The organism is Halopseudomonas sp., assembly GCF_041579695.1.
Taxonomy (GTDB): Bacteria; Pseudomonadota; Gammaproteobacteria; order Pseudomonadales; family Pseudomonadaceae; genus Halopseudomonas.
In genome coordinates this window covers 1-22,570 of sequence record NZ_JBFGFI010000045.1, presented here as the reverse complement: position 1 = coordinate 22,570, position 22,570 = coordinate 1, and the positions used below count along the sequence as shown (strand labels likewise).

General features: G+C 56.6%; 14 protein-coding genes, 1 tRNA gene and 1 pseudogene. 9 read left to right on the top strand and 7 right to left on the bottom strand.

Annotation, left to right across the window (positions count from 1 at the left end):
* Positions 1 to 112: 112 nt before the first annotated feature.
* A tRNA-Thr gene (locus ABYA88_RS10150) sits at positions 113 to 188 on the top strand.
* A gap of 841 nt (positions 189 to 1,029) precedes the next feature.
* Here ABYA88_RS10150 and ABYA88_RS10145 read toward each other — a convergent pair.
* The 3 genes and pseudogenes from ABYA88_RS10145 to ABYA88_RS10135 form a co-directional block, all read right to left on the bottom strand.
* The gene (locus tag ABYA88_RS10145) at positions 1,030 to 1,782 is read right to left on the bottom strand and encodes a substrate-binding periplasmic protein (RefSeq protein WP_373187078.1); all 753 of its coding nucleotides are present in this window, start codon (positions 1,780 to 1,782) and stop codon (positions 1,030 to 1,032) included.
* 49 nt (positions 1,783 to 1,831) lie between these two features.
* The gene (locus tag ABYA88_RS10140) at positions 1,832 to 3,115 is read right to left on the bottom strand and encodes a diguanylate cyclase (RefSeq protein ID WP_373187077.1); all 1,284 of its coding nucleotides are present in this window, start codon (positions 3,113 to 3,115) and stop codon (positions 1,832 to 1,834) included.
* 182 nt (positions 3,116 to 3,297) lie between these two features.
* Positions 3,298 to 3,414, bottom strand: a pseudogene (locus ABYA88_RS10135) (IS3 family transposase); the annotation flags it as partial.
* Positions 3,415 to 4,086: 672 nt separating this feature from the next.
* Between ABYA88_RS10135 and ABYA88_RS10130 the strand changes: the two are divergent.
* From ABYA88_RS10130 to ABYA88_RS10105, 6 genes are all read left to right on the top strand, one after another.
* Complete coding sequence (locus ABYA88_RS10130) at positions 4,087 to 4,491, top strand: hypothetical protein (protein WP_373187076.1); 405 nt, start codon at positions 4,087 to 4,089, stop codon at positions 4,489 to 4,491.
* 92 nt (positions 4,492 to 4,583) lie between these two features.
* Positions 4,584 to 6,245, top strand: a complete 1,662-nt coding sequence (locus ABYA88_RS10125; protein WP_373187075.1) for a DUF2334 domain-containing protein — start codon at positions 4,584 to 4,586, stop codon at positions 6,243 to 6,245.
* A gap of 55 nt (positions 6,246 to 6,300) precedes the next feature.
* On the top strand, positions 6,301 to 7,446 hold the full coding sequence (gene wecB, locus ABYA88_RS10120; RefSeq protein WP_373187074.1) for a non-hydrolyzing UDP-N-acetylglucosamine 2-epimerase: 1,146 nt from the start codon (positions 6,301 to 6,303) through the stop codon (positions 7,444 to 7,446).
* 5 nt (positions 7,447 to 7,451) lie between these two features.
* Positions 7,452 to 9,077: a glycosyl transferase family protein gene (locus ABYA88_RS10115; protein WP_373187073.1), complete on the top strand. Its 1,626-nt coding sequence runs from the start codon at positions 7,452 to 7,454 to the stop codon at positions 9,075 to 9,077.
* A gap of 383 nt (positions 9,078 to 9,460) precedes the next feature.
* Positions 9,461 to 13,207 (top strand): tetratricopeptide repeat protein, encoded by a 3,747-nt coding sequence (locus ABYA88_RS10110; RefSeq protein WP_373187072.1) that lies wholly within the window; start codon positions 9,461 to 9,463, stop codon positions 13,205 to 13,207.
* A gap of 48 nt (positions 13,208 to 13,255) precedes the next feature.
* Positions 13,256 to 14,221 carry a DUF4434 domain-containing protein gene (locus ABYA88_RS10105; RefSeq protein WP_373187071.1) on the top strand — a complete coding sequence of 322 codons (966 nt, stop codon included), beginning with the start codon at positions 13,256 to 13,258 and terminating at the stop codon, positions 14,219 to 14,221.
* Between the two features lie 106 nt (positions 14,222 to 14,327).
* On the opposite strand, the gene epsA is transcribed toward ABYA88_RS10105, so the two are convergent.
* Positions 14,328 to 15,134, bottom strand: a complete 807-nt coding sequence (gene epsA / locus ABYA88_RS10100; protein WP_373187070.1) for an XrtB/PEP-CTERM-associated transcriptional regulator EpsA — start codon at positions 15,132 to 15,134, stop codon at positions 14,328 to 14,330.
* 322 nt (positions 15,135 to 15,456) lie between these two features.
* Here epsA and gtfA point away from each other — a divergent pair, with 322 nt between their 5' ends.
* On the top strand, positions 15,457 to 16,899 hold the full coding sequence (gtfA, locus tag ABYA88_RS10095) for a sucrose phosphorylase (RefSeq protein ID WP_373187068.1): 1,443 nt from the start codon (positions 15,457 to 15,459) through the stop codon (positions 16,897 to 16,899).
* A 182-nt stretch (positions 16,900 to 17,081) separates the two neighbouring features.
* Here the strand turns inward: gtfA and ABYA88_RS10090 are convergent, their stop codons facing one another.
* Positions 17,082 to 17,975 carry a LysR family transcriptional regulator gene (locus tag ABYA88_RS10090; RefSeq protein WP_373187066.1) on the bottom strand — a complete coding sequence of 298 codons (894 nt, stop codon included), beginning with the start codon at positions 17,973 to 17,975 and terminating at the stop codon, positions 17,082 to 17,084.
* Positions 17,976 to 18,360: 385 nt separating this feature from the next.
* Complete coding sequence (locus tag ABYA88_RS10085) at positions 18,361 to 19,206, bottom strand: acyl-CoA thioesterase (RefSeq protein WP_373187064.1); 846 nt, start codon at positions 19,204 to 19,206, stop codon at positions 18,361 to 18,363.
* A 210-nt stretch (positions 19,207 to 19,416) separates the two neighbouring features.
* Between ABYA88_RS10085 and ABYA88_RS10080 the strand changes: the two genes are divergently transcribed.
* Positions 19,417 to 20,868, top strand: coding sequence for a YdgA family protein (locus ABYA88_RS10080; RefSeq protein WP_373187062.1), 1,452 nt, complete (start codon positions 19,417 to 19,419; stop codon positions 20,866 to 20,868).
* On the opposite strand, the gene ABYA88_RS10075 is transcribed toward ABYA88_RS10080, so the two are convergent.
* The gene (locus ABYA88_RS10075) at positions 20,834 to 22,486 is read right to left on the bottom strand and encodes a complex I subunit 5 family protein (RefSeq protein ID WP_373187060.1); all 1,653 of its coding nucleotides are present in this window, start codon (positions 22,484 to 22,486) and stop codon (positions 20,834 to 20,836) included. The genes ABYA88_RS10080 and ABYA88_RS10075 overlap by 35 nt on opposite strands.
* Positions 22,487 to 22,570: the final 84 nt, after the last annotated feature.

Genomic DNA, 22,570 nt, shown 5'->3' with positions numbered 1-22,570 from the left:
TTTCATGCACAAGCTGGATCACGCTATTCACAGGGTCTTTTTCCAGGAAATTTAACCACAACAGGCTCTGACGTCTTTACACAGCACGCAGCCTAGATATAATGCACCCCGCGCCGGTATAGCTCAGCTGGTAGAGCAACTGACTTGTAATCAGTAGGTCCCGAGTTCGACTCTTGGTGCCGGCACCATACAAAATCAAAGACTTGCCCGAAATGGCAGGTCTTTTTTTTTGCTCAAAATTCGCTTGGGGTAGGACTTTGACGTCGCTTTGGTCTTTGGTTAGAGATCCTGAGTATGATGCCGGGACTTCTCGAGATCACCTCGGTCATGCAAGCGGTTAAGGGCACTCTCAAGCATCAGGCCGCGCTCTGATGACCCTTCGATCCCCTCAAGCCATATGACCCCGGCGAGCCAGTACTAATCATCCTCACCCTCGTCAGAGGTGCTATAGGGCGCAAATGCCCCGCTGCCGATCGAATACGAAGTGCGCCGACCAGTTTTACTGAAGTTATCCGAGATGAAGGTGTCGGAGTATCAGGCAGCATCGTGAGTTCGGTACGCAGTCACTGGGCATATACCGGACTCGATTCTTCAGCTGACATCATCAAGCAACGAGAGCGATCAACGCCAGATGGAGTTTATGGATCGCTTACCCTAGAACCGTCGTGCCCGCCATGCCATTGCCAAGTCAGTGTTTCACGTACACGGCGTTGACCGCCATGCCACGTAGCTAGAGATAGGCTGGAGAGCTTAGAGAGGAAGAAATGTTCCACCCGGCCGATCCAGATGGATTGCTTACTCAGAGCGGGCGACCAACTATTCGACGATGGAAGAGCACCGCGTTTGGGCTGGCAGGTTTATGGATGTGCATGATTGAAGCGCCCGGCGCTCACCCAGAAGCAGTACGCAGGTCTTGGAACTTGCCATATTTATAACACCGTTTAATCACAAGTTGCTGCTGCGGAACGTTGTGGCTTCCAGGCCAAGGCAAAACCTCACCCCGCTTTCTGAACTCGATTTTCCATAAAATCACTCTTCAAGGATGACGTCATACTTACTGAAAATCGTTTTCTTCTGTTCATCCGTGAGCGACAAACGGCCCTCATTCCAGATGCTTATAAGTCTCTGTCTTTTAGCCGCCGGAATTTTCTTTGAAAAAATCGGTAGTTCAATTAATTTATTTTCCAGGCCAGGGCGCACGATTTCAAGATCATCACTCAAGTTCAGACGATTTAAAACATGCTGCAAAACGAGTTCGTTATCCACATATAAATCTATCCGGCCTTCTTTAATCATGCGGACGATACGGTCCACTACATCATCATGACCCGAAATCACTTCAACAAAATTCGAATTCTGGGGGTCATCGATATAGCTCTGATAGTCGACGCTCATTGAACTGTAATCCCAGCCTGGTCCTGTTGCGATTCGCTTATCCCTTATCGATTGGATACCATTATAACGCCAAGTGTCACCCTGCCGGATTACAAATCCGGTTGAGTAAGCGAATGTTTCTTCGTCGGCATACACAAAGTCTTTTTCTGAATTCATCGCAAACGGATACTCAGGCAACATATCGCAAAGCCCCTCTGCGACCATGGCCAATCCTCGTTCCAGAGGAACTTCGTAATACTCCAGCTCATAGCCCTCAGGTGGGTATATCTGATCCAGCATATCGATGACAACGCCCCGCGCGGGGGCTCCTTCAGACGGAAATATTGTCATAGGAGCCCATTGGTCATAGCAAACGCTTAATGTTTCGGCGTGACTGACGTTAGTCATGCCGAGCCAAGCCAAAAAAAACATGAAGACGTACGATCTATAGGCGATTTTATTTCTCGACACGGTTACGACCCTTATTTTTAGCGTCATAGAGTTTCAAATCGGCGCGTTTAAATAACTCATCAGCTGAATAGCACCCTGTCTCGGATGACGCAATACCCGTACTCATGGTGTAGGTCACTGTTTTATCTTCAACCTTAACAGTCGACGCGCCAATGGCTATTCTTATTTTATTTGCAATTCGGGTGGCATCCTCAATTCCCGTATCAGGCAAAAGTAACGCAAACTCTTCCCCGCCAACTCTGGCCACGAGATCAGATTCTCTTAGTAGCCCTTTAATTGTCTTAATAAAATGAATCAGCACTTGATCACCGATAAAATGACCGTAGGTATCATTGATAGCTTTGAAATTATCTAAATCCATTAACACAAAGGACACTTCCAACTTTCGCCGCTGAGACAACGTTAACAGTTGCTGCCCGGTTTCAAAGAAACTCCCCCGATTCAAAGCACCCGTCAAAGAATCCCGTGCGGCCAACCACTTGAGTTTATAATTCGAGATTTGCAATGCTTCTGTACGCTTCGCGACGGCATCCTCCAACCAGTTTCGCTTAGCTCTTTCATCTTCCAGCAAGCGCTTCCGGTCGTCTTCCATCGTCGACAGCATTCTATTCATATTATCTTGAAGCTGTTTAAGCTCATTGTCTTCATTGACCGAAAGCTCAATCCGCTTGCTTATATTCTGGTTTGCTTGAACTTCACTAACTTGGGCCATTAGCTCTTTAAAAGGGGCTGCCAGATAACGATTGAAGGCCCATATAAACAGCCAGAACAAAACAGACAGCTTAATGATTGCTGTAATTGCAATTAAATAAAATCCGAAAAAAACGCGCTCTAAAACGACTTCTGACGAGGAATAAAGGGTCAGTGATCCAAGAAAGATCTCTTTCCCATTAAGCGTCCAAAACAAGTCTGATTCTGTTTTGAAAACGGAAAGTGGAACGGAGGATCGAGTGTAAGATCGTTCAGAGATCATATTGTTATAATCTTTGTCTGAAATGTCGACACCCTTGATAATAGGCATTTTTAAAAGCCCGGTGACAAGCACATTTAACTGATTTTTATTATATTGCCACAGGCTTGTCGCAATGGGACTGCGGACAGTTTCTTCCAGCTGCTTCAATTCGTTGGCTATCGAATTTTGCGTTTTTAAATATTCGGCCAGAAATTGCGCGCTTGTTATAAGGCAGGTTACGCCCAGGTAAATGGAAAAAATGACTCGCATCATTTTTTGCGATAGATTATTTGGACGTAAAAAGTCTGAAAATATCAAAATCGTCCCTTCTGGATAGAACCTTAAATTATCGCTACTTTAGATTACTCCCGCACTCAATGGAACCGGTTTAGGGCGGATCTAGATGAGCCGCCCAGAGCGCAAGATTAAGCTAGTGTATGCAGCTGTGACCTGACACTGGAAGCCAGTGTAGAAAAGGAGATCAACAGTTTTAGCAGGCAACTTATCCCGGACGGTTGGTAAAGGTTTCCCTCTGCTTTGGCAGGTCCCAAACCATCATTGAATTGAAGTGGTCTAACCCAGCTGTAGCGCGACATAAGGTAACAACCGATGTCCCGATGTCCCGATGTCCCGATGTCCCGCTGTGCTTCGTTAAACGGTAAGGGCCGCTAAATCGACCCACTTCTCTCAGAGGTGTTGACCCACTTTTTTTGAAGCGGACGATTTATTCAGTCGATCTCCAATTCGCCTTCTTGCTCATCCTCCTAATGAGGTACGCCTCCACCAGCGGCCTGCCGTGCTTTCGCGGCCTTCCAGTTATAGATGGAAACTTTGGCGGCTTGCTCGTTGATTGCGATATCCCGGCGCAGAGATGAGAGATTCTGCTTAACGCTATCTTCTATCTCACAAAGCGTATCGATTGCATCAGTCAAGCCCGCAAAGGAAATTGGCCGCAAAGCGAACAGACTGTGACGGCGTTGCCAATGGCCAAGCTAGGCGAAATAGCGCGCAAGCGGACCATAGAAATATTTTGGGTATGCCTGGCCCTGGAAATAATCAGCCATGGTCTGGGTTATGTGACCACCTACCACTTATACCGCCTGCTTCTCTCTGCTGGCGTTAGCCCTTTCGGGCCATATCAGGCGAAGCTCCTGCAGGTATATAAAAGTTCTGTGAGCAGCCAACGGGCGCCCACTATCTGGCGCACTGGTTCAAACCATCGCTTGGTCGTTTGCCTATCTAGCTGCGGGGGCGGGACCGAGAAGGTTCATTACTGGCAGGAGTTGTTTATGAAAATGAAGACTCGCTATTTTCCCTTGGGTTCGGTCGTAGCGCTTTTCCTGCTTTTTGCCGCGGGTCCTGGTGTTGCGAGCCCGGACAAGGTCAAGCAAAAGGTCTCCGCACCTGAACGATCGAACGCTATGCCGGAGGTCGTGCTGATGCGCGAGCAGGTACGGCCCCTGGGGGAATCGATACAAAGCAAGAAAATTCGGGCGGCGGAGAAGCATCCCGGCAAGCAAGAATTCAGGGCCGTGCACGGCTTGCGCGGACAGCGCCCCGCACTGTCAAGCAACAGTATTGTGGTGGTGCCGGGTGAATTCGGCCCAATCGTCAAAGGGCGTGCCGTGCCACCGGGTATAGGGAAGCCAGATGTCGGTAAAGGGAGCCCGAAGGCGGGGCAAGGGAGGCTCTGAGGAGCGACAACAAGTCAGCCACATCGGCTCCCTAGCAAATCATTCCCAGAAGCCATTGAGCCAGTATTCGCATATCACGGAGAAATCAGACCATGTCTGCCAAACGCTCTCTCATCATTCGCACGCTTTCGCTGATCCTGATATTCACTTTCGCGGGAGGTGCCGCAACGGCCTCGGCCGCCCCGGTTCAGGCGCTCATTCTTTATGATTCAGAGCCCGGCAGCAGTTACAACAAGCTCGGCAAGGCCTACGCCATCATGCTCGGTAATCTGCTGGGCGGCTTCGATACATCCATTGAAATGAAGCCGGTGGAAGATTACGTGGCCGGTCAGATCGAGACCAACGATATAACCTTCTACCTTGGCTCATACTACGATAATGCGCTGCCCGCCGCCTTCCTGAGCGACGCGGCAACCACCAACCGTAGTCTGGTGTGGTTCAAGTACAATCTCTGGAGTCTGGCCTGGAACCCATCATTTAATTTCGAGGCGACTCGCGGCTTTCGATTCGACGGGCTCGTCGGCCTAAATGCTGCTCCATCCGCTCAAAACATGGCGCCAGGATTTTTCGACACCGTTCTGTACAAACAGCGCAGCATGGTGAAGTACTACGATTACGACATCCTCAGCAACACCGTCTTTGCCGATCCCGATACGGGCGCCACCACCGCAACCAATCCGGCGCTCGCCACCACTGTGGTCGAAGTGGAAAACGGCGAAACCGGGCAGCGTCTACCCTACGTCATCCGCTCCGGTAATTTCTGGTATGTCGCAGATATACCGTTTTCCTACATTGGACCACGCGACAGGTATCTGGTCTTCGCCGATCTTCTCCACGATATGTTGGGTGTGAACACGCCCCCTCAGCAGCTCGCTATGATTCGACTGGAAGATGTCGGCGCCCTGACCAACTACGAAGTGATGAAAACCCTTACGGATTATCTCAGGGGTAAGCGGATTAAATTCTCGATCGCGGCCATACCCCGTTATCGTGACCCTCTGGGTCAATGGAATGGTGGCGTCGCACAGGAAATTCCTTTGGCCCAAGCCAGAGACTTTCGCCGTGGACTCACCTACGCGCTCAGACGTGGCGGCAGCGTTGTTTTGCACGGCTATACCCACCAATACGGTGATGTACTCAATCCATGGACGGGCGTTAGCGGAGACGATTTCGAGTTCTGGGACATCGTCAATAATAGGCCTGTTGCTGGCGATTCAACGGACTGGGTGCTAGGCCGACTTGATGCAGGTATCGCTGAGTTCGATGCGTTCGGCATACAACCCTATGCCTGGGAGACGCCTCATTATCACGCCTCCGCGACCGCTAACCGTGCCTTTCCGCAGCGCTTCGATACCACATACAACCGCGTCGTCTACTACACCGCGGATGTACCGGACTTCGCTGGCCAAAATGGAGATCCGGATTTCGCAGTGGGACAGTTTTTCCCTTACATCATTCATAGCGACTATTACGGACAGCGCATCCTGCCTGAAAACCTGGGCAACATCGAATACGACATCAGCGATATCGACCCGGCCTCCTATTTTGATTACACCTGGCAAGACCTCCTGCTGAATGCCCAATACGCGCTGGTAGTCCGGAATAGTTATGCCTCGTTTTTCTTCCACCCATTCTGGCTTGAGCCAAGCCTGGGCACCCCGGGACTTGAAGATCTTCAGAAGCTGGTGAATGGCATCAACCAGTTGGGCTTCACCTGGGTGGATGGCAGTGAACTGAGTTCAGCAACCGACTAGCGAAGCAACCAGCATTGAGCAAAAAAACTCAACTCAAAGAAAAGAGCGGGTGATTATGAAAAAGATACTCGTGATAGCTGGAACTCGACCAGAGGTCATCAAACTGGCCCCGGTCTATACTCAGGCGGTCAAAAAATTTGGCGCTGAGGCCGTTGAGTGGGTCAATAGTGGACAACACACGACTCTGGCGGATCTTGCTCTCGAGGCATTCGGTATTAATCCCGGAACGGTGCTCGAGACGATGACCGCAAATGGATCGCTGGGCGTACTTACTTATAATCTGATCAGCGAGTTCGATCGCCTGTTTGACAATGTCGCACCCGAAGCGGTCGTGGTGCAAGGTGATACCACGACCGCGTTCGCAGGCGCTCTTATCGCTTTCTACCATCGTATCCCCTGCGTTCATGTCGAGGCAGGGCTGCGCTCCTTCGACTGCGGCAATCCATTTCCGGAGGAAGCCAACCGCCGGATGATCAGTTGCCTCGCGAGCATCCATTGCGCGCCAACGCCGCGGGCTGCGGAAAATCTGCGTCGGGAAGGCATTGCGCAAGATCGTATACTGGTGACAGGCAACACGGTCGTCGATGCGGTCAATCACGTTCGCGACAAGCTGTTACAACCCAACAACTCGGCAGGCGGTCAGCGTCGAATTCTTGTGACCCTGCACCGGCGGGAAGCCTGGGGCGACGAGATGGAGAAAGTATGTATCGCGCTGCGTGAGCTGGCTGATAGCAGGCCTAATGTCGAGATTGATTTTCCCGTTCATTTGAACCCGAGAGTGCGTGAACCCGTGCACCGCATTCTCGGCCAGCACCCGCGCATCCATCTGTTAGACCCGCTTGACTACCTCGGTCTTCAGCGAATGCTTAGCCAGAGTTACCTGGTACTCACCGACTCCGGCGGCATACAGGAAGAAGCGCCCAGTTATGGGGTGCCTGTGTTGGTGCTGCGCCGGTTGACCGAGCGGCCGGAAGCCGTCGAACACGGATATGCCCAAGTTACCGGCACAGATCCGGTCGTCGTGGTTCGTGCCGCGCAGCGGCTGCTCGACGACCCTGAAGCCTATCGCGCGATGGTCGCACGCACTAATCCTTTCGGGGACGGTCATGCGGCGGCCCGCATTGTTCAGGCTTTGTCAGAGTTGCTCTCGTCGCAGCCGGCAGAGAGTGAACATTCGTCACCCGTTGCCGCCTTGGAGTAAGGGAAATGGACTGGGTCGATATCATTGCGATTTACTGGTTTTTCGTAAAGCTACTGCTCATAACGACTGCGGTGCTGATTGCCATTAGTAGTTTCGATGACCTGTTCATCGATATTTGCTACTGGTGTCGTCGTATTTATCAGCGCCTGACCGGTGCTTCAGGGGCTGAAACCCCGTCTCTTGAAAGCCTGAGAGTCGCTGAGGAACGTCCAATCGCCCTGATGGTGCCGGCCTGGCAGGAGGCCGACGTCATCGCGCAGATGTTGCACAACGCACTGACGGTTTTCGACTATAAGCGCTTCCACATCTTTGTCGGCACTTACCCGAATGATCTCGACACACAGCGGGAAGTCGACGCGGTGGCGGCCGCCAATCCAACCATTCATAAGGTCGTCGGCGCCCGTTCCGGACCCACTTGCAAAGCGGACTGCCTGAACGAGGTGATCGCTTCGATTCTCGAATTCGAGGCGAAGCAGGGGATCAAGTTCGCCGCGTTCGTGCTCCAGGATTCAGAAGATGTGGTCCATCCACTAGAGCTGCGACTGTTCAACTATATGGTCGCTCGCTACGATCTCGTGCAGATCCCGGTCTTGCCACTGCCCAGGCCCTGGAAGGAATTTACCGGAGGACACTACAAGGATGAGTTTACTGAATGCCATACCAAAGACGTTCCAGTGCGGGCCGCGCTGACGGGCATAGTGCCTAGCGCCGGTGTGGGCACCGCGTTCAGCCGTAACGCCATCCTAGCGCTGCATCGGGAACGGGGTGGTGAAGTATTCAATCCCGGGAGCCTTACCGAAGACTACGACATCAGCCTGAGGCTGCGCGAACTGGGCATGCGCCAGGTTTTTGTGCGGGTACGGGTCCCCACTGACTCCAAAGAGCCGGGCCATGCGGACGAATACATTGCCGTGCGGGAGTATTTCCCCAATAACTTCCGGGCCGCCTACCGACAAAAGGCTCGCTGGATCCTCGGCATCGCGCTACAAGGCTGGGCAAACGTCGGCTGGAAAGGAAGCCTGGCCACCAAGTACATCCTGTTCCGCGATCGCAAAGCACTGGTCACCTCGCAGATTGGCTTCCTGGCCTACTTTGTGGTGCTTAACGTAGTGGTGATGGAACTTGTCCACGTGCTGCTATCTGACAGCTACTGGTTTCCGCAACTGGTGCCGGTGGACAGCTGGCTGTGGTGGTTGATGATCATCAACGCGCTATTGCTGAGTAATCGGATCTTGCACAGAGCTATCTTTATGACCCACTACTATGGCTGGCGCCAGGGGTTGCTCTCGGCACCACGGCAGATCTGGGCCAACGTAGTCAATTTTTTTGCCTGCAACCGTGCACTGCGTCAGTTTGCGGGACATCTAGTGTATAGCCGTCATCTGGGTTGGGACAAAACCCAGCACGCGTTTCCCGTGGCAGCCGGCATGGGGCACCCCCGCAGGCGACGCATTGGTGAGCTGTTACTGGACCTCGAGGCTATTGCCTCCGAACAATTGCACCATGTGCTTGCCGAGCAGCGTTCGGACCCGCGGCCCCTGGGATATCTCTTGCTGGACCACGGTTGGCTGAACGAGCAAACACTAAAGCAAGCCTTACAGGTGCAGGAAGGCTTCGACAAAGCAGCATAAGCAATAGCCAGATAATGAACGCTCAACCAGAACGGTGCATTATGCGAAGAAACTTCCCTGCCGCCGCTCAGCCTAATAACGGGCGCGGCTTTTTCAGACGACTGCAGAACCTGACGTCCATCCTTACAGCGGTTGCATTCAGCCTGTTTTCTGCGGGCTCGGTAGCCGACGTAACGACCGGGAACGAGCGTGCAGCGACACCTAAAGTGGGTAGCCAAAGCTGGCTCGAACAGGAATTGGCTAGCTTTCGTAAGTACCCCTTGATTGAGCGAGCCGAGCGCCTGATCGGGTCTGGGCAATCTGCTGAGGCAGCAAAAGAATTAGCGCGAGTCCTTGAAATATATCCGGATGATGTTGATGTACGGCTGCGCCTGGTTGTCCTGTTGCTGGGACCACTCGATGAGCCAGGGTCTGCAGCAGAACATGCGTCGAAGCTGATCGAGCAAGGTCGCGAAACGGGGCTTGGATACCTTTACCGCGGCCAGGCAAGCTTGCGCCAGGGAGGCACCGACTCGGCAGCTGCAGATTGGCGGCGCGCGCTTGAGACCCAAGACTTGAGCGAAGACCAGCAGCGTACTATTCGTCGTCAACTGGTGGATATAGCGCTCCAGCGTGGTGATTTTGCAGCCATTCCGCCGCTACTGGAAGACGCTGCCGCAGCCCCAGTCTTTGAAGATCGGTTACGCTTGGTTCAAGCCTATATCAAACTCGATCGTCAGAAAGAGGCGACGCAGCTCCTTATGCTTGCGGATGCCGTCCCCCCTGAAGGATGGCTTGCGATAGCGCAGCTTCTGATGGAGATGGGGCAGCCCACACTGGCGATTGTGACTATAAATCGCGGACTGGAAAGAGTGGGATCAGCAACACTTCGGCGAGAACTGGCCACGTCTCTGGGTTATCTGCACATGCAGCGAAGTGAGCCGCAGCTAGGTGCCCAGGCGTTCTCACTGGCGGTGGAAGAGGGTGAGCCTGATCCGGACCTGTATCTGGCCTTGGCCCAGGCACTCTCCGAGTCCCAGCTTACCGCCCAGGCGCTGGACGCGGTGGAGAGGGTGGAACAGACATCGCCTTATGGCCGGCGTCTGCACGCTTCTTTACTCGCAGAACTGGGCAGAACCGAGGACGCGGTGGGTGTATTGCAGCGGTTGCTGGACGAACCATCGCAACAGGAAAATCGAGGCGCAATTGCCCTGGAAATCGCCGAGCTATACGCCCAGGCAGGGGATCTCGAGGCTCAGATGACATCCCTGGAGCACGCTGTGGCCCTGGCACCCAGACATGCTCCGGCCTTGCACGCGCTGGCTGAGCGGCAAGTTGGCGCCGACCGACTGGCGGCAGCATCGGACACTCTCAGAGCCCTTATTGCAGTAGAAGCCCAGCCTGAAAACCGGCTCAGGCTAGTAGACGTGTTAGTGGCGTCGGGGGAGCAAAAGGCAGCTTTGACCGAGCTGCGGCAACTGGTCGAAAGGCTGCCCTTGGGACATCCGGCGCGGATACGCGTATTGCGCCAATGGGCTAGCCTGGCTGAAGCCCAGCAACAATGGGATGAAGCCGCCCGGGCCTGGGAGGGCCTTTATGTCGCCGACAGCAAAAGATCGCCCGAGTACCTGTTGCACGCAGGCCGCGCGGCGCGTCTAGACGGTAACCCGGTCCGGGCTCAACAGATTCTGGCCAAACTGGATATGGCTGCACAGGATCCGAACATTCGCGCCCTGTTCTATGACGAACAGGCCCAGTTGGCCCAGATGGAAGGCGAGCACAGGGCAGCCGCGCAGTGGCAGCAGCAAGCTGTGAACGCTCAACCCACCGCGGTACGCCACTATCATATGGCACAAGTCTGGAAGACCCTGGGTGATCCGGACCTCGCTCGCCGGGCGCTTGAACAGGCCATCATACTGGCTCCGAAAAATGCCGAGTATCACGCAAGCCTCGGGTATGACTATCTGGAAGCAGGAGGCGACCGCCGGGCCGCAAAATATTTCGAGACCGCGTTGAGCCTCGACCCAGACCGGCTGCCTCTGTACGAGGAATTGGGCTACGTCTATCGCCGCCTCGGTCGCAATGAAGACGAGGCAGAGCTGCTCGGTGAACTCATTCGTCGGCAGGCTGCGGGCGGTCAGCGCCGCAGCGCCTTGGCGAGAGGTGCTGGCTCGAATTCAGAGAGCGTGATGAGGTTCCAGTTGGAGCAGGTGCAGGCGTTGAGGCGGGCGGGGAAACTGGAGCAAGCCCTGATCGCGCTTGACTCTATTGATGACCTGCAACTGGATGGCACAAAACTTAAAGTCGAGCTCCTCAAGGAGTCGGGGCGCTCCGAAGATGCGGTGCAGGAGCTGTCCCGGCTGCTGGAAAACCCGTCACAGCTTGAGGAGCCCGGGGCGATAGCGCTGGAGATTGCCGAAATGCATGCCCATGCGGGCGATACAGCAGCCCAATTGGCGGCGCTGGAACGGGCTGTTTTACTCGCGCCAGACTACCCACCCGCCCTGCACGCTTTGGCGGAGCGACAGGTGGGTGCAGGAGACCTGCTTGCGTCAGCGAATACTCAACGTCGCCTGGTCGCTTTGGAAGGTGGTACCGATGCACGTGCTCGACTGGTGGATATATTATTGGCCGCAGATGACCATGGCGCGGCACTGGTTGAGTTGCGTCAACTCGTGGAAGTCCTTCCTCCAGATCATCCGGATCTGCCCAAAGTGATGCGGCAATGGGTAAACGTTGCCGCAGCGGAGGGTGTATTAGCTGTCGAACCCCAGGCTTTGGAGGCGCTTTACCAAACAGATAAGACCCGGCCGGCAGAACTGATGCTGCATGTGGGTCGAGCGGCGCGAATTACCGGCCAGCACGAGAAGGCAACTCGAGTGCTGGGCCAGGTAAAAGAAGATGCACTGACGCTCTCCGACCAAGCGCTGCTGTATGAAGAGCGCGCGCTGCTTGCCTCGCGGGATGGGGACGCCCAGCTGGCAGTGGAGGCACAGCGCAGTTCCCTACTGGCCGAACCCACGGCGCTCCGACACTATAGTCTGGCACAGTACCTGCTGGAACTCGGTGAACAGGGCGCTGCCCGCAGCGAATTCCAGCAGGCCGTAAGGCTTGAACCTGATAATTCGGAGTTTCAGGCGAGCCTGGGTTATGCCTATCTGAGGACGGGCAATGATGACCTCGCAGCGGGCCATTTCCAGGCAGCTCTGGCTGCTGATGAACAGCGGCTGCCTTTGTATGAGGAGCTCGGCTATACCTATCGCCGGCTTGGGCAGGATGAGGCTGCAGCCAAGGCGTTCCGCCAGCGCATAGATCTGTCGCAAACCTGGGTGGGTACCGCGAATAACGGTTCTCAAGGCCAAGGCACCGCCAGCACCGGTACCGATGAGAGTGGCTATGCCTGGCGCCAGGAGGTGCAGCAGTTAGAGGACCGGCTGAAGTTCAACGCGGGTGTGTTCGTTCGGAGGATGAACGGCGTTGACAGTACCTCGGGCCAGGACGCTTCCGTCGGCCTCAGCGGGTTTCAGAGTCAAGCCGGGATAGACATCGCTTACCGGCTGGATAACGTCTCAGATGGCCGCTATGCAGAGGTTTACGGGCGCAGCATCTGGGCATTCGAGGACGACACGCTGTCGCCAGTGGGCAGCGAAACCCAGGGCGGCGTCGGCCTTCGGGTAAAGCCTTTTGCGCCGGTCAATTTTTTACTCTCTGGCGAGCGGCTGGTCGCGCTGGGGAGCGAGGCAAGAAACGACTGGATGGTGCGGGCCAGCGCATCCTTCGGCCGTGGTTTAGCCTACGCTCCAGACCGGAAGTACCAGCACTATCGCTCCGTCTATCTGGATGCGGCCAAGGTGGTGGAAGACAAGGCTGAGTTTCTGGTGGCGGAATGGCGCGAGGGTGTTGCCATGCAGATAGGCCAGGGCCTGCATCTGGTGCCTTACGGTGTCGCCGCCGCAAGCTACACGGATGACGCCGAAACCGAGCGCCGCTATGAGGCGGGCTTGGGCGTTGCCTTGCGCGGCTGGTTTGGCGGTAACGCCTACCACACGCATAGCAGCAATTTTGAATTGGCGGCGGAGTTCCGTGGCATGGTGGGGGGGAATACCGACGAAGATTCGGGTCTTGTCTTACGCTTGCAATACGGATTCTGACGTGATGACGAGTAAAGGCCGGTGAAACCACTCTGCTTTTGGCTGTTCATGGCCATGTCCCTGCCAACCGACGCCAACGAATGCTCTGGTGCTCCCTTTCGCGCCAGCTTCCTCCAGCCCCTGACCTCCGATCTCGAACGTTCTGCAGAGGCGTGGCAGGGAGCGCTGCAGGAAATTTCCGGGGTCGGGATCGACACCCTTTACCTGCAGTGGAGCGTCTACGGTGAGCTGGACCTGAGCCGTGAGCCCGGTATCAGCTTTCTGAGTGCATTGCTTGATCAGGCGCACTCAAACGGGCTGCGCGTCAATTTAGGCCTGGTTGCCGATGCAGACTTTGGCAGCCGGATTACGGACCCCGCAGACGCATTGGCAGCGTACCTCGCAGACCTTCGCCAACGCTCGCTAGCGGCAGCGGATCGACTCAATGCAAGATTAGGCGATCATCCGGCGTTCGTCGGCTGGTATCTCTCCGAAGAAATCGACGATCGCTCCTGGACGCATTCCTGGCAAGTGAGTTTGCTCCGGGAGCATTTGAGGAATCTTACCGGCTTACTTACTGAGTTGAGCCCTGAAAAGGCGGTGAGTATTTCGACCTACGTGAGCGGAGCGCAATCGCCGGCTCAGTTCGAGAGGCTGTGGCGGGCACTCTGGGCGGCAGCGCCTCAGTTACACGTCCTTCTGCAGGACGGGGCTGGCGTTGGGACGGTAGCGCGCACTGACTTCAATGAATACGCGCTCCGAGTTAACGATATTGCCGCACGAAAAAAGCGTTATTGGGGCATTATCGTAGAACTCTTCTCGCAGCAAAGCGGGCCGCCGCTGGATGAATTGCCCTTCAGCGCTCACGCCGCTCCAATCAACCGTATCCTAGATCAATTGGGGGCCATCGAAACGCTCGACCCGGGCCCAAGTGAGGTCATTGCATTCTCGGTTCCGGAATACCTGCTTGACCCCGCAAAGCCGGGGCAGACCGAACTGCTCAGCCAGTATCGGCGCCTCTACTGTCGTCTTTGATGTCGTCGTGGGTGCAGGCTCTGGCGTACTGGCTGGATAACCCAGGCTAGACAACCCAGGCGGCAGCCATCGGCAGTGCGCGAACGGCCACATGCTTTACCCGGCGTCACTCGGTGCGCTCTGCCTCAGCGTGCTCATGAATCTTGCTCACCGCCTGAGCCCGGTTCGACACGTCCAGTTTCCTGAAAATGCGCTTGAGGTGATTTTTCACGGTGAACGGACTGATATCAAGAATGACGCCAATAATTTCATTGGTTTTCCCAACTCTTACCCAATCCATGACTTCCTTTTCGCGCTGGGATAATCCGAACTCGTCATAAGAACCCTGCACACCGTTAATATTGGCTTGGCCTCGCAAAGGTGGCAGTTGCCGCAAAGCGGTGTCTATATAAGGCAGGAGCAGCTTGAAAGAAAGTTGAGCCGACTGCGGAAGGCAGAGAGTCTCGCTAAATACGATGTACAGTATCTGATCCCGCTCCCGCTCATCCTTTATGCCATGGATTAGCGCTGACCGCATGCGTTTGAAGTTCGCCGCTACCGAATCTGGAGTGTCGAGTTTGCTCAGATCCAGTTCAAAACCATCTTCGTTTTGAATCCCGAAAAGCTGATGCCCACCCTTTTCCCAGCGCGCTAGTAGATTCCGCCGAAGGGGCATTATATCGGCGTTGACCACGTTCGAGGTACGCATTTCCAGAAGCGCGGAAATTATATCGACTTCGAGCGCATTCCCTCCGGCCCCTCGCCATGAGGCGAGCAGGATTTGATGTGGTAAATAGGTTTGCAGATCTCCCTGTAGCCAGTGGAAAAGATCGGCATGAGTTTGTATTTTCAAGGCTCCCTGGCTGACTTTTATGAACCATTCATGTTCGGTATAAAGCGCACTGGGCAAATTCAAACTCAGGAAGTGAGTCATCTTTGTCATACCCTACCGTCGGTGTAAGAGCTCGATGCTCGGGGAAACAGTCAACAAAGCAATGCCTGCCATACCTATTCGACCCAGCCTGTCAGCGACGGTTCAGACCCATTTATCTGCGATATCGTCGGTAAGACTTCAATCTCGAGAATTGTTGTAAACCTCGGAGTAGATTCATCGTCACCTGTGGGCGGTAATCCCTGTTTGAGAAAGGCTGCCCCGCCGTCGACGGGCGTTCACCGCAGTGGGGTGCTGCTACTGTGGTGCTACGCTACAAGGCAGGTTCAGAACCGACTTCTCACCCTGGAAAAGGTGACGTACTTTGATTCTACGCAACGCAGTCCAGCTTATCTGTTACCCCAATCGCATCGGCAACAACCTGCGGGACTTGCACGCCGCGATCAATCGGCACCTGTGCGATGCAATCGGCGGTATCCATATTCTGCCGTTCTTTCCGTCCAACGCCGATGCCGGATTTTCCCCTCTGACGCACAAGGAGGTAGATCCGGCGTTTGGTACCTGGGAAGACATCGAGCGGCTTGCGGCTGAATACGATGTCTGTTCGGACCTGACGGTTAACCATATTTCGGATGAGTCAGAGCAGTTCAAGGACTTCATACAGAACGGGTTTGACTCGCCCAGCGCCGAGCTTTTTATTCATGTGGATCGTTTTGGCGAAATCACGCCGGATGATCTGGCGAAGATCCATATTCGCAAGGAGAAAGAGCCTTTCCGCGAGGTGACTTTCGCTGACGGCAAGGTAGGCCGCGTCTGGTGTACTTTTACCGACCGTCAGATCGATCTCAATTACCAGGCAGACATTACCTATCGGCTGATGGAGGAGTACATCCAGTTTCTCACCAGCAAAGGAGTGAAATTGCTGCGTCTGGATGCATTTGGCTATACCACCAAGCGTATTGGCACCAGCTGCTTTCTGGTCGAGCCGGATGTCTATCGCATTCTCGAGTGGGTCAACGAGACCGCTGCCCGGCATGGTGCCGAATGCCTGCCGGAGGTACACGATCACACCAGCTTCCAGTACGCCATCAGCCGTCGCAACATGCATCCCTATGCCTTCGCCTTGCCGCCGTTGCTGCTCTATACGCTGCTGGACAACAACAGCGTGTATCTGAAGAACTGGCTGCGGATGTGCCCGCGTAACAGCATCACGGTGCTCGATACCCATGACGGTATCTGTATTCCCGATGTCGAGGGTGTACTGCCGGAAAACAAGATTCGGGAGTTGATCGACAACATCAATGCACGCAGCGCCGATCCGATCCTGCGCCGTTCTGCGGCACGGGTGAACAGCGTGGGCGCAATCTACCAGCTGACTTGCACCTTCTATGACGCCTTGATGTGCAACGATGACAGCTACATCGCCGCCCGAGCGATCCAGTTCTTCACGCCGGGCATTCCTCAGGTGTATTACGTCGGACTTCTGGCCGGGCGTAATGATGAGGAGCTGATGAACGCAACCGGCGAGCTGCGCGATATCAACCGGCACTATTACAGCCTGGAAGAAATTGACGAGGCCATCGAACAGCCGGTTGTGCAGCGGCTATTGAAACTCATGCGCTTTCGCTCACATTACCCGGCCTTCGACGGTCGCTTCGAGCTCCATTATTCAAACGACTCCAGCGTCGCCATGGCTTGGCGACATGGTGAGTACTATTGCCACCTTCTCGTGGATCTGAACTTCAAGACCGCCCGTATCACCTATCTGGACGAGGAGGATCTGAGTGAGAAGTTTGTTACTTGCTGAGCCGGCTTTGTTGCCTTGTCATCAGCAGCATTTATTCGGCGTTTGATCAGTGGTTGATCGATGCACGCCTGTGGGCACGACGCCCATGTCGCGATCCTGATGGCGGTAGCAGAAAACCTGGCGGCGATCCGCGAGGATCTGCCGGGCAGCGTGTTGAGTAGTCCGCGGCGGGTGGCGCTCTGTCAGCACCCCGTATCCTCAAGTATCTGCAAACGCATCGCCTGCGCCGCAGGCGAAAGCGTGTGCCCGGCGCGGCTGACAAGACCGTAGGCCGATTTCTGGTTGAAACGGGTATGTTCAAGCGACAGGGTCACCAGCCTGCCGGCAGCAACGTCGTCGGCAACCACATCCCATGGCGCCATGCTGAGCACGTTACTCTGCGCGACCAGAGTCTTGAGCACCATGAAGTTATCGCACTGAATACTGACCGGCTGTTGACGGTTGCTCGCATCATTCAGTTCCTGCTCCACCTGCTCGGGCAGTTGGGTGGCTGCCAGCGGATATTCCAGCATATCGTCGATACTCAGGCCCGCGCGTCCTGAGAGCGGATGGCCGGGACGACAGAACATCATCCCCGGATGGACACCCAGGGCTTCGATCTGCAGGAGAGGGTCGTGTTCCAGGTCGCGAATATCGGCAACGAAAAGCTCCAGTTCATCTCGTAACAGACGATCGCGCAGGCCCCACCAATTGTCCAGAAGCAGGTTGATCCGCACCCGTGGCCAGGCACTGGCCATCCGCCCCAAAGCCTGGGGCACCAGCCGCGCAGCGGGGTAAGGCCCGCTACCCAGGAGCAGCTCACCGGCTTCCAGATTACCCAGCTGGCTCACCGCGTTCTCGAGGGCGCGGCTGCCGGCCAATAACCGCTGCGCGTGCTCAAGTACGACCTGACCATGCACCGTGAGGCTGATGCCGCGGGTATGACGATCCAGCAGTCGGCAGTCCAGGCTGGCTTCCAGGGCCTGAATGCTGCGGCTGAGGGCCGGCTGGCTGAGATGGACCGCCTCGGCGGCGCGGGCGAAGTTGCCATGCTCGACCAGCGCGGTGAAATGGCGTAATTGCTGCAGATTGGTCATGCGGTCTCCGCATCGAATGGGATCTCAAAATGCATTGGAATTATGCAGTCGGTTTTGTCAGCCTGCCAGTGTCGTCTACTGACAAAAGCTCGCGTCTATGGCGCAAGAAGCATCAGATGAAGCGACGGGAGCTTCTGAAATGGGCGGGAGTTCTCTCCGCCGGCAGCCTGGCCTCATCCATCGGTGCCCGCGCTGCATCGGCCAGCATGCACGCACGCAAGCACGCAAGCACGCAAGCGCGTATGGCATCTGTCCCATATACCTGAATCGAGCGATCTGACTATGGCCTCAACGCATTGGTCAGTACCGAAGTGGGGGTGGATGACGGGCGCGAGACCCCGGGGCCGACTTTCATGTACAACTAGCCGGCACCGGGGTAACCAGCTCAGATTTTCAGTGTCTGCAACTGCTCGCGTAGCACGTCCGGAATCGGCGCCGGGCGACTGCTGGCCTGGTCGATCACCACCATCACGCTGTTGGCCACGGCCTGCAGGCCGTGTTCGCTGGTGGCGCAGCCGGTGAACACGAATGAGCTGTTGCCGACGCGGTTGATACCGGCGCGCAGGTCCACCGGCTTCCAGCCAGCGCGAAAATGCAGGTAACTGACGTCCATCGAGGCGATCAGGATGCCCAGACCGCCCAGGTCCAGATGACGGATGGCGCCAAAACGCGACTGCTCCATGTAGCGGGCCAGCGCGGCTTCACTGCGCTGGCTGTCAGCGTCAAGGTCGGCGTAGCGTGGCGTCAATTGCTGGGTAACCGGGAAATCCGTCACCGTACTGACTTTCTGCACATAGTCCGCTGCGGCTAGCGGCTCGGCATCTCCGTTGGCGATCGTCTCCAGGCGTTCGCGGGTGGCCGATGGCAGATCCACCCGTTTGCCGTTCTGGTAAGCCCCCATCAGGGCCTGCTGGGTACCTACATGTTCACCGTTCTGAAACAGGTCGCTGCGTACACGGTAGCTGTCTGTGGCGCAGGTCTGCACCTGTACCTGCGCCTGCACCTCGCTGCCGTACCAGGTGACCCGACGAAAATCGGTAATACTGCGTAGCGGGCGCAAACGCACGTCATCGGAAAACCAGGCATCAGGTCCAAGCAGGTCCAGATGGGCCAGCATTCTCGCTTCCTGATGCAACTGATAAATGCGCGAGTTATTCACGTGCCGCCAGGTATCCAGGTCGGTGAAGCGCGGTGTCAGGCTGCAATGAAAAGCGTTTTTATTTTCTGTCATGGCGACGCGGTATTCCTGTGCATGGTTCTGTTCGAGCCATCAAGGATCGGCATTTGCCAGGCGGATCGCAAGTCGTCAGAGCCATGATAGGCAGCGTAAATGGACGATCATGGGGTGGCTGCGGTGCGGCGGGGGTTTCCAGGGCTGACAGTAGAGCCCCGATGGCATACAGTTTCTGCTGACTTTCCAATATTTATTAAGGATAGACCCATGAAGAAAGCAGGGATTGCCGTCGCGGTCGTTGTAGCTCTCGGCCTCGCCGGTACCGCTGGCGCCTGGTACACCGGCACGCAAATGGAAGATGTGCTGCGTGATGCGGTAGCGCATAGCAATGAGCAGATCGATGAGGCATTCCCGGATGGTTCGGTAACTCTGGAGTTGGCCGACTTCGAACGCGGGGTGTTTTCCAGCACGGCCCGGTATGACTTCGTCTACCCGGGTGGGGAAGACCAGGGACCAGTCACCGTTACCATCATTGACCGGCTCGTCCATGGTCCGTTCCCGCTGTCGCGGTTGAAGCAGCTGAAGCTGGTGCCCGTGATGGCAACCAGCGAGGCGGTACTGGAGCGCAGCGATTATCTCGCGCCGCTGTTCGCCGCCAGTGGCGAACAGCCGCCAGTTGTTATAACCAGTACCCTCGGTTACGGAAGCAGCATCAACGGTAACTTTGCCGTGGCGCCGCTGGTTTTCGACGATGAGGAAATGAAAGCCGAATTCTCCCCGGTCACGCTGGAGTTTGCCACCGACGTGGCGGGCGATGCGGTGCTGCTCGACGGCCGCTCGGACGGCATGCGGCTGACGGCACAAACCGAAGCCGGACAGCCCTTTACGCTGGAAATGTCGAACATCACGCTGTTTGCCGATCGACACCGGGGCACATCGGACTTCTACCTGGGTGAAGGGCGGATGGCCGTGGAAACCCTGCGGCTGGAAGGTGAACCCGGCTCAACCCTGGTGTTTGAAGGCCTGGCGCAGACCGATACCTTGACCGAAGATGCCGGCAATCTGGCCGGGACGCTCAAGTTCGACCTGGCAAAGGCAACATATCAGGATCATGAGTTGGGTTCGGCAGGAATGAACTGGAGCTTTTCCCGTCTCGACCAGGTAGCCGCACGCGAAATCAATGAGCTCTACAATCAACAGGCCTTGAGCGTTTACCAGGGCGAAGAACCGCCAGAGCAATCCGAGCGCTGGCGCGATGCGATTGCAACAATGCTGGCTGCCCAACCGCAGCTGGCGCTGGATCTGCTGGTAATCCGCACGCCCAACGGCGAGAGCCGGGCCCGCGCTGAAGTCATGCTGGCCAGCCCCGAGTCGTTTGATGTGCCGGCCGCACAGTTGGTGCCTCAGCTACTGTCGCGGGTGGATGCACATGTACAGTTATCCAGGCCCATGCTGCGCGACGTGATCATGTACAAAGCGTTGTTTGAACCGGGCGCTGATCCGGAGGCGGTGGCTCTCGAGGCCGAGGTCATGGTTCAGATGCTGGCCGGCATGGCTGAAACAACCAGACTGGCCCGGCAGGAAGGCGACAATCTGGTGACCAGCCTGGTCTACTCCGACGGCAGCATAATGCTCAACGGCAAAGCTATTCCGGCCGAGGCGATGCAGGGTATGCTGGCGCTATTCAGCCCAGCCAGCCAAGAAGCAGCAGCAGAATAACGATCCAGGCGCTGACCGACACGGCCCCGCCGCTCCACAGACGGTTCCAGCGCCGCTCGCCTGCTCGCCACCTGTGGAGTTCCACGTCCGGCTGAACCGGTGGGACGGGAGGGCGCTGCAGCAATCGCTTAAGTCGCAACGAGCCGGCTCGCGCCGGATTCGGCAGCCTTTGCAGGCGAGGGGGAATGGTCCAGCCGAATGTGTGCAATGCCCAGGCCGCCGCCGCGGCGATCAGCAATGGCCACAGGGCAGCCCATATCGTTTCAAGTGGCAGACTGGCGAGCAACGCCTGGCGCATTTCGGGCCATAGCCAGGGTAGAATCGCCGGCATCACACAGAGCAATCCCCAGGGCAGCAACTGCCCCGCAGCTGGACCTGGTCGGGCGGCCGCTGGCTGGTTGCGCCACATCAGCCACAGCGCCCGTAGCAGCAGCGCCGCCGTCGCAGCGGATCCTGCAGTGAGGAGCATCAGCCAGTTGCTCACGTCGCTGGCATAGACCGTATCCTTGAGCAATATCTTCACCGCCGCGCCAGTGGTCAGCGGCAACCCCGCCAGGGCCATCGCCGGCAAGGCCATCAATAGCCAGTGCCACCCCCGGAGGGGATAGTGCGCCGCCAGGCCCGCGCCCATGAACAGCGCTCCTTTGGCCAGCCCGTGGTGCACGCCATACAGGGCCAGCAGCGTAGCGGCCCCGGCGCCGGACTGTGGATGCAGCCAGGCCAGGCCAAGCACCACCAGCAGATAGCCGATCTGACTGACCGACGAGTAGGCCAGCGCCGTTTTTGCCTTGCTCTGCAAGAGTCCCAGGACCACACCGTAGAATGCGCTTATCGCGCCTACCGCGACCAGCGACATCGCGAAGCTCTGTAGCAGCGGGTCCTCTGCGGGCAAGAACCGCCACAGACCCAGGATGCCGGCCTTGATCATCGCCCCGGAGAGCACGGCACTGGCCGCTGCCGGAGCTGCCGGGTGGGCCAGTGGAAGCCAGACGTGTAACGGCCAGAAGCCGGCCTTCAGACCGAACCCCAGCAACAGCACTGTGGCAGTCAGCGTCCCAACCGGTACCTCTTGCCACGCCGCCAGCTGCAGTGCGCCGCCGGCCTCATGCATGCGCAGGACCATGCCGGAAAAGATCAGCATTTCGCCGAGTATGGCCAGCTGCAAATAGAGGCGGCCGGCCTGGCGCGGTGCTGGTCCGCGCTGGTGCACGATCAGACCATAGGCCGCCAGGCTCATCATGCTGAACCCCACATAGAAGCTGCCGGCATCCTCGGCGATGATCAGCAGCAGGTTGCCCGTCAGTGACAGCAGCCAGCAGCACCAGAACCGCAGGCGATGCTGGTCGGCGACCAGGTCGGTGAGGGCGAAGCGAGTCGCACAGGCCCAGAGTGCCGAGCTGAATGCCAGCCATGCACGGGCCAGCAGATCATCTGCGCCCCAACCTGCGCCGGGCCAGAGCACGCTCAGTTCCAGTGCCGCGGCTGGCCACAGACTCAACAGGAATGCGGGCAGGCAGCTTAGCCAGAGCCAGGGGGCAGTGCGCTCGGGCCAACGCCACAGTAGCGCGCCGGCCAGCAGCGGGGTGAGGGGTACGAGCAGCCAGAGCAATGGGCTCATGGAACAAACTGCCTGTCGATGCTCAACTGGCTCCAGGCCAGGGGGCTGAGCTCGCTAGCCGCGAACAGTCCGGCGAGTAATGCC

Excerpts from the sequence above, each read along its gene's own strand:
- ABYA88_RS10145 (WP_373187078.1), bottom strand. The coding sequence starts at position 1,782 with ATGACTAACGTCAGTCACGCCGAAACATTAAGCGTTTGCTATGACCAA.
- ABYA88_RS10130 (WP_373187076.1), top strand. The coding sequence starts at position 4,087 with ATGAAAATGAAGACTCGCTATTTTCCCTTGGGTTCGGTCGTAGCGCTT.
- ABYA88_RS10125 (WP_373187075.1), top strand. The coding sequence starts at position 4,584 with ATGTCTGCCAAACGCTCTCTCATCATTCGCACGCTTTCGCTGATCCTG.
- wecB (WP_373187074.1), top strand. The coding sequence starts at position 6,301 with ATGAAAAAGATACTCGTGATAGCTGGAACTCGACCAGAGGTCATCAAA.
- ABYA88_RS10115 (WP_373187073.1), top strand. The coding sequence starts at position 7,452 with ATGGACTGGGTCGATATCATTGCGATTTACTGGTTTTTCGTAAAGCTA.
- ABYA88_RS10105 (WP_373187071.1), top strand. The coding sequence starts at position 13,256 with ATGGCCATGTCCCTGCCAACCGACGCCAACGAATGCTCTGGTGCTCCC.
- epsA (WP_373187070.1), bottom strand. The coding sequence starts at position 15,134 with ATGACTCACTTCCTGAGTTTGAATTTGCCCAGTGCGCTTTATACCGAA.
- ABYA88_RS10090 (WP_373187066.1), bottom strand. The coding sequence starts at position 17,975 with ATGACCAATCTGCAGCAATTACGCCATTTCACCGCGCTGGTCGAGCAT.
- ABYA88_RS10085 (WP_373187064.1), bottom strand. The coding sequence starts at position 19,206 with ATGACAGAAAATAAAAACGCTTTTCATTGCAGCCTGACACCGCGCTTC.
- ABYA88_RS10080 (WP_373187062.1), top strand. The coding sequence starts at position 19,417 with ATGAAGAAAGCAGGGATTGCCGTCGCGGTCGTTGTAGCTCTCGGCCTC.
- ABYA88_RS10075 (WP_373187060.1), bottom strand. The coding sequence starts at position 22,486 with ATGAGCCCATTGCTCTGGCTGCTCGTACCCCTCACCCCGCTGCTGGCC.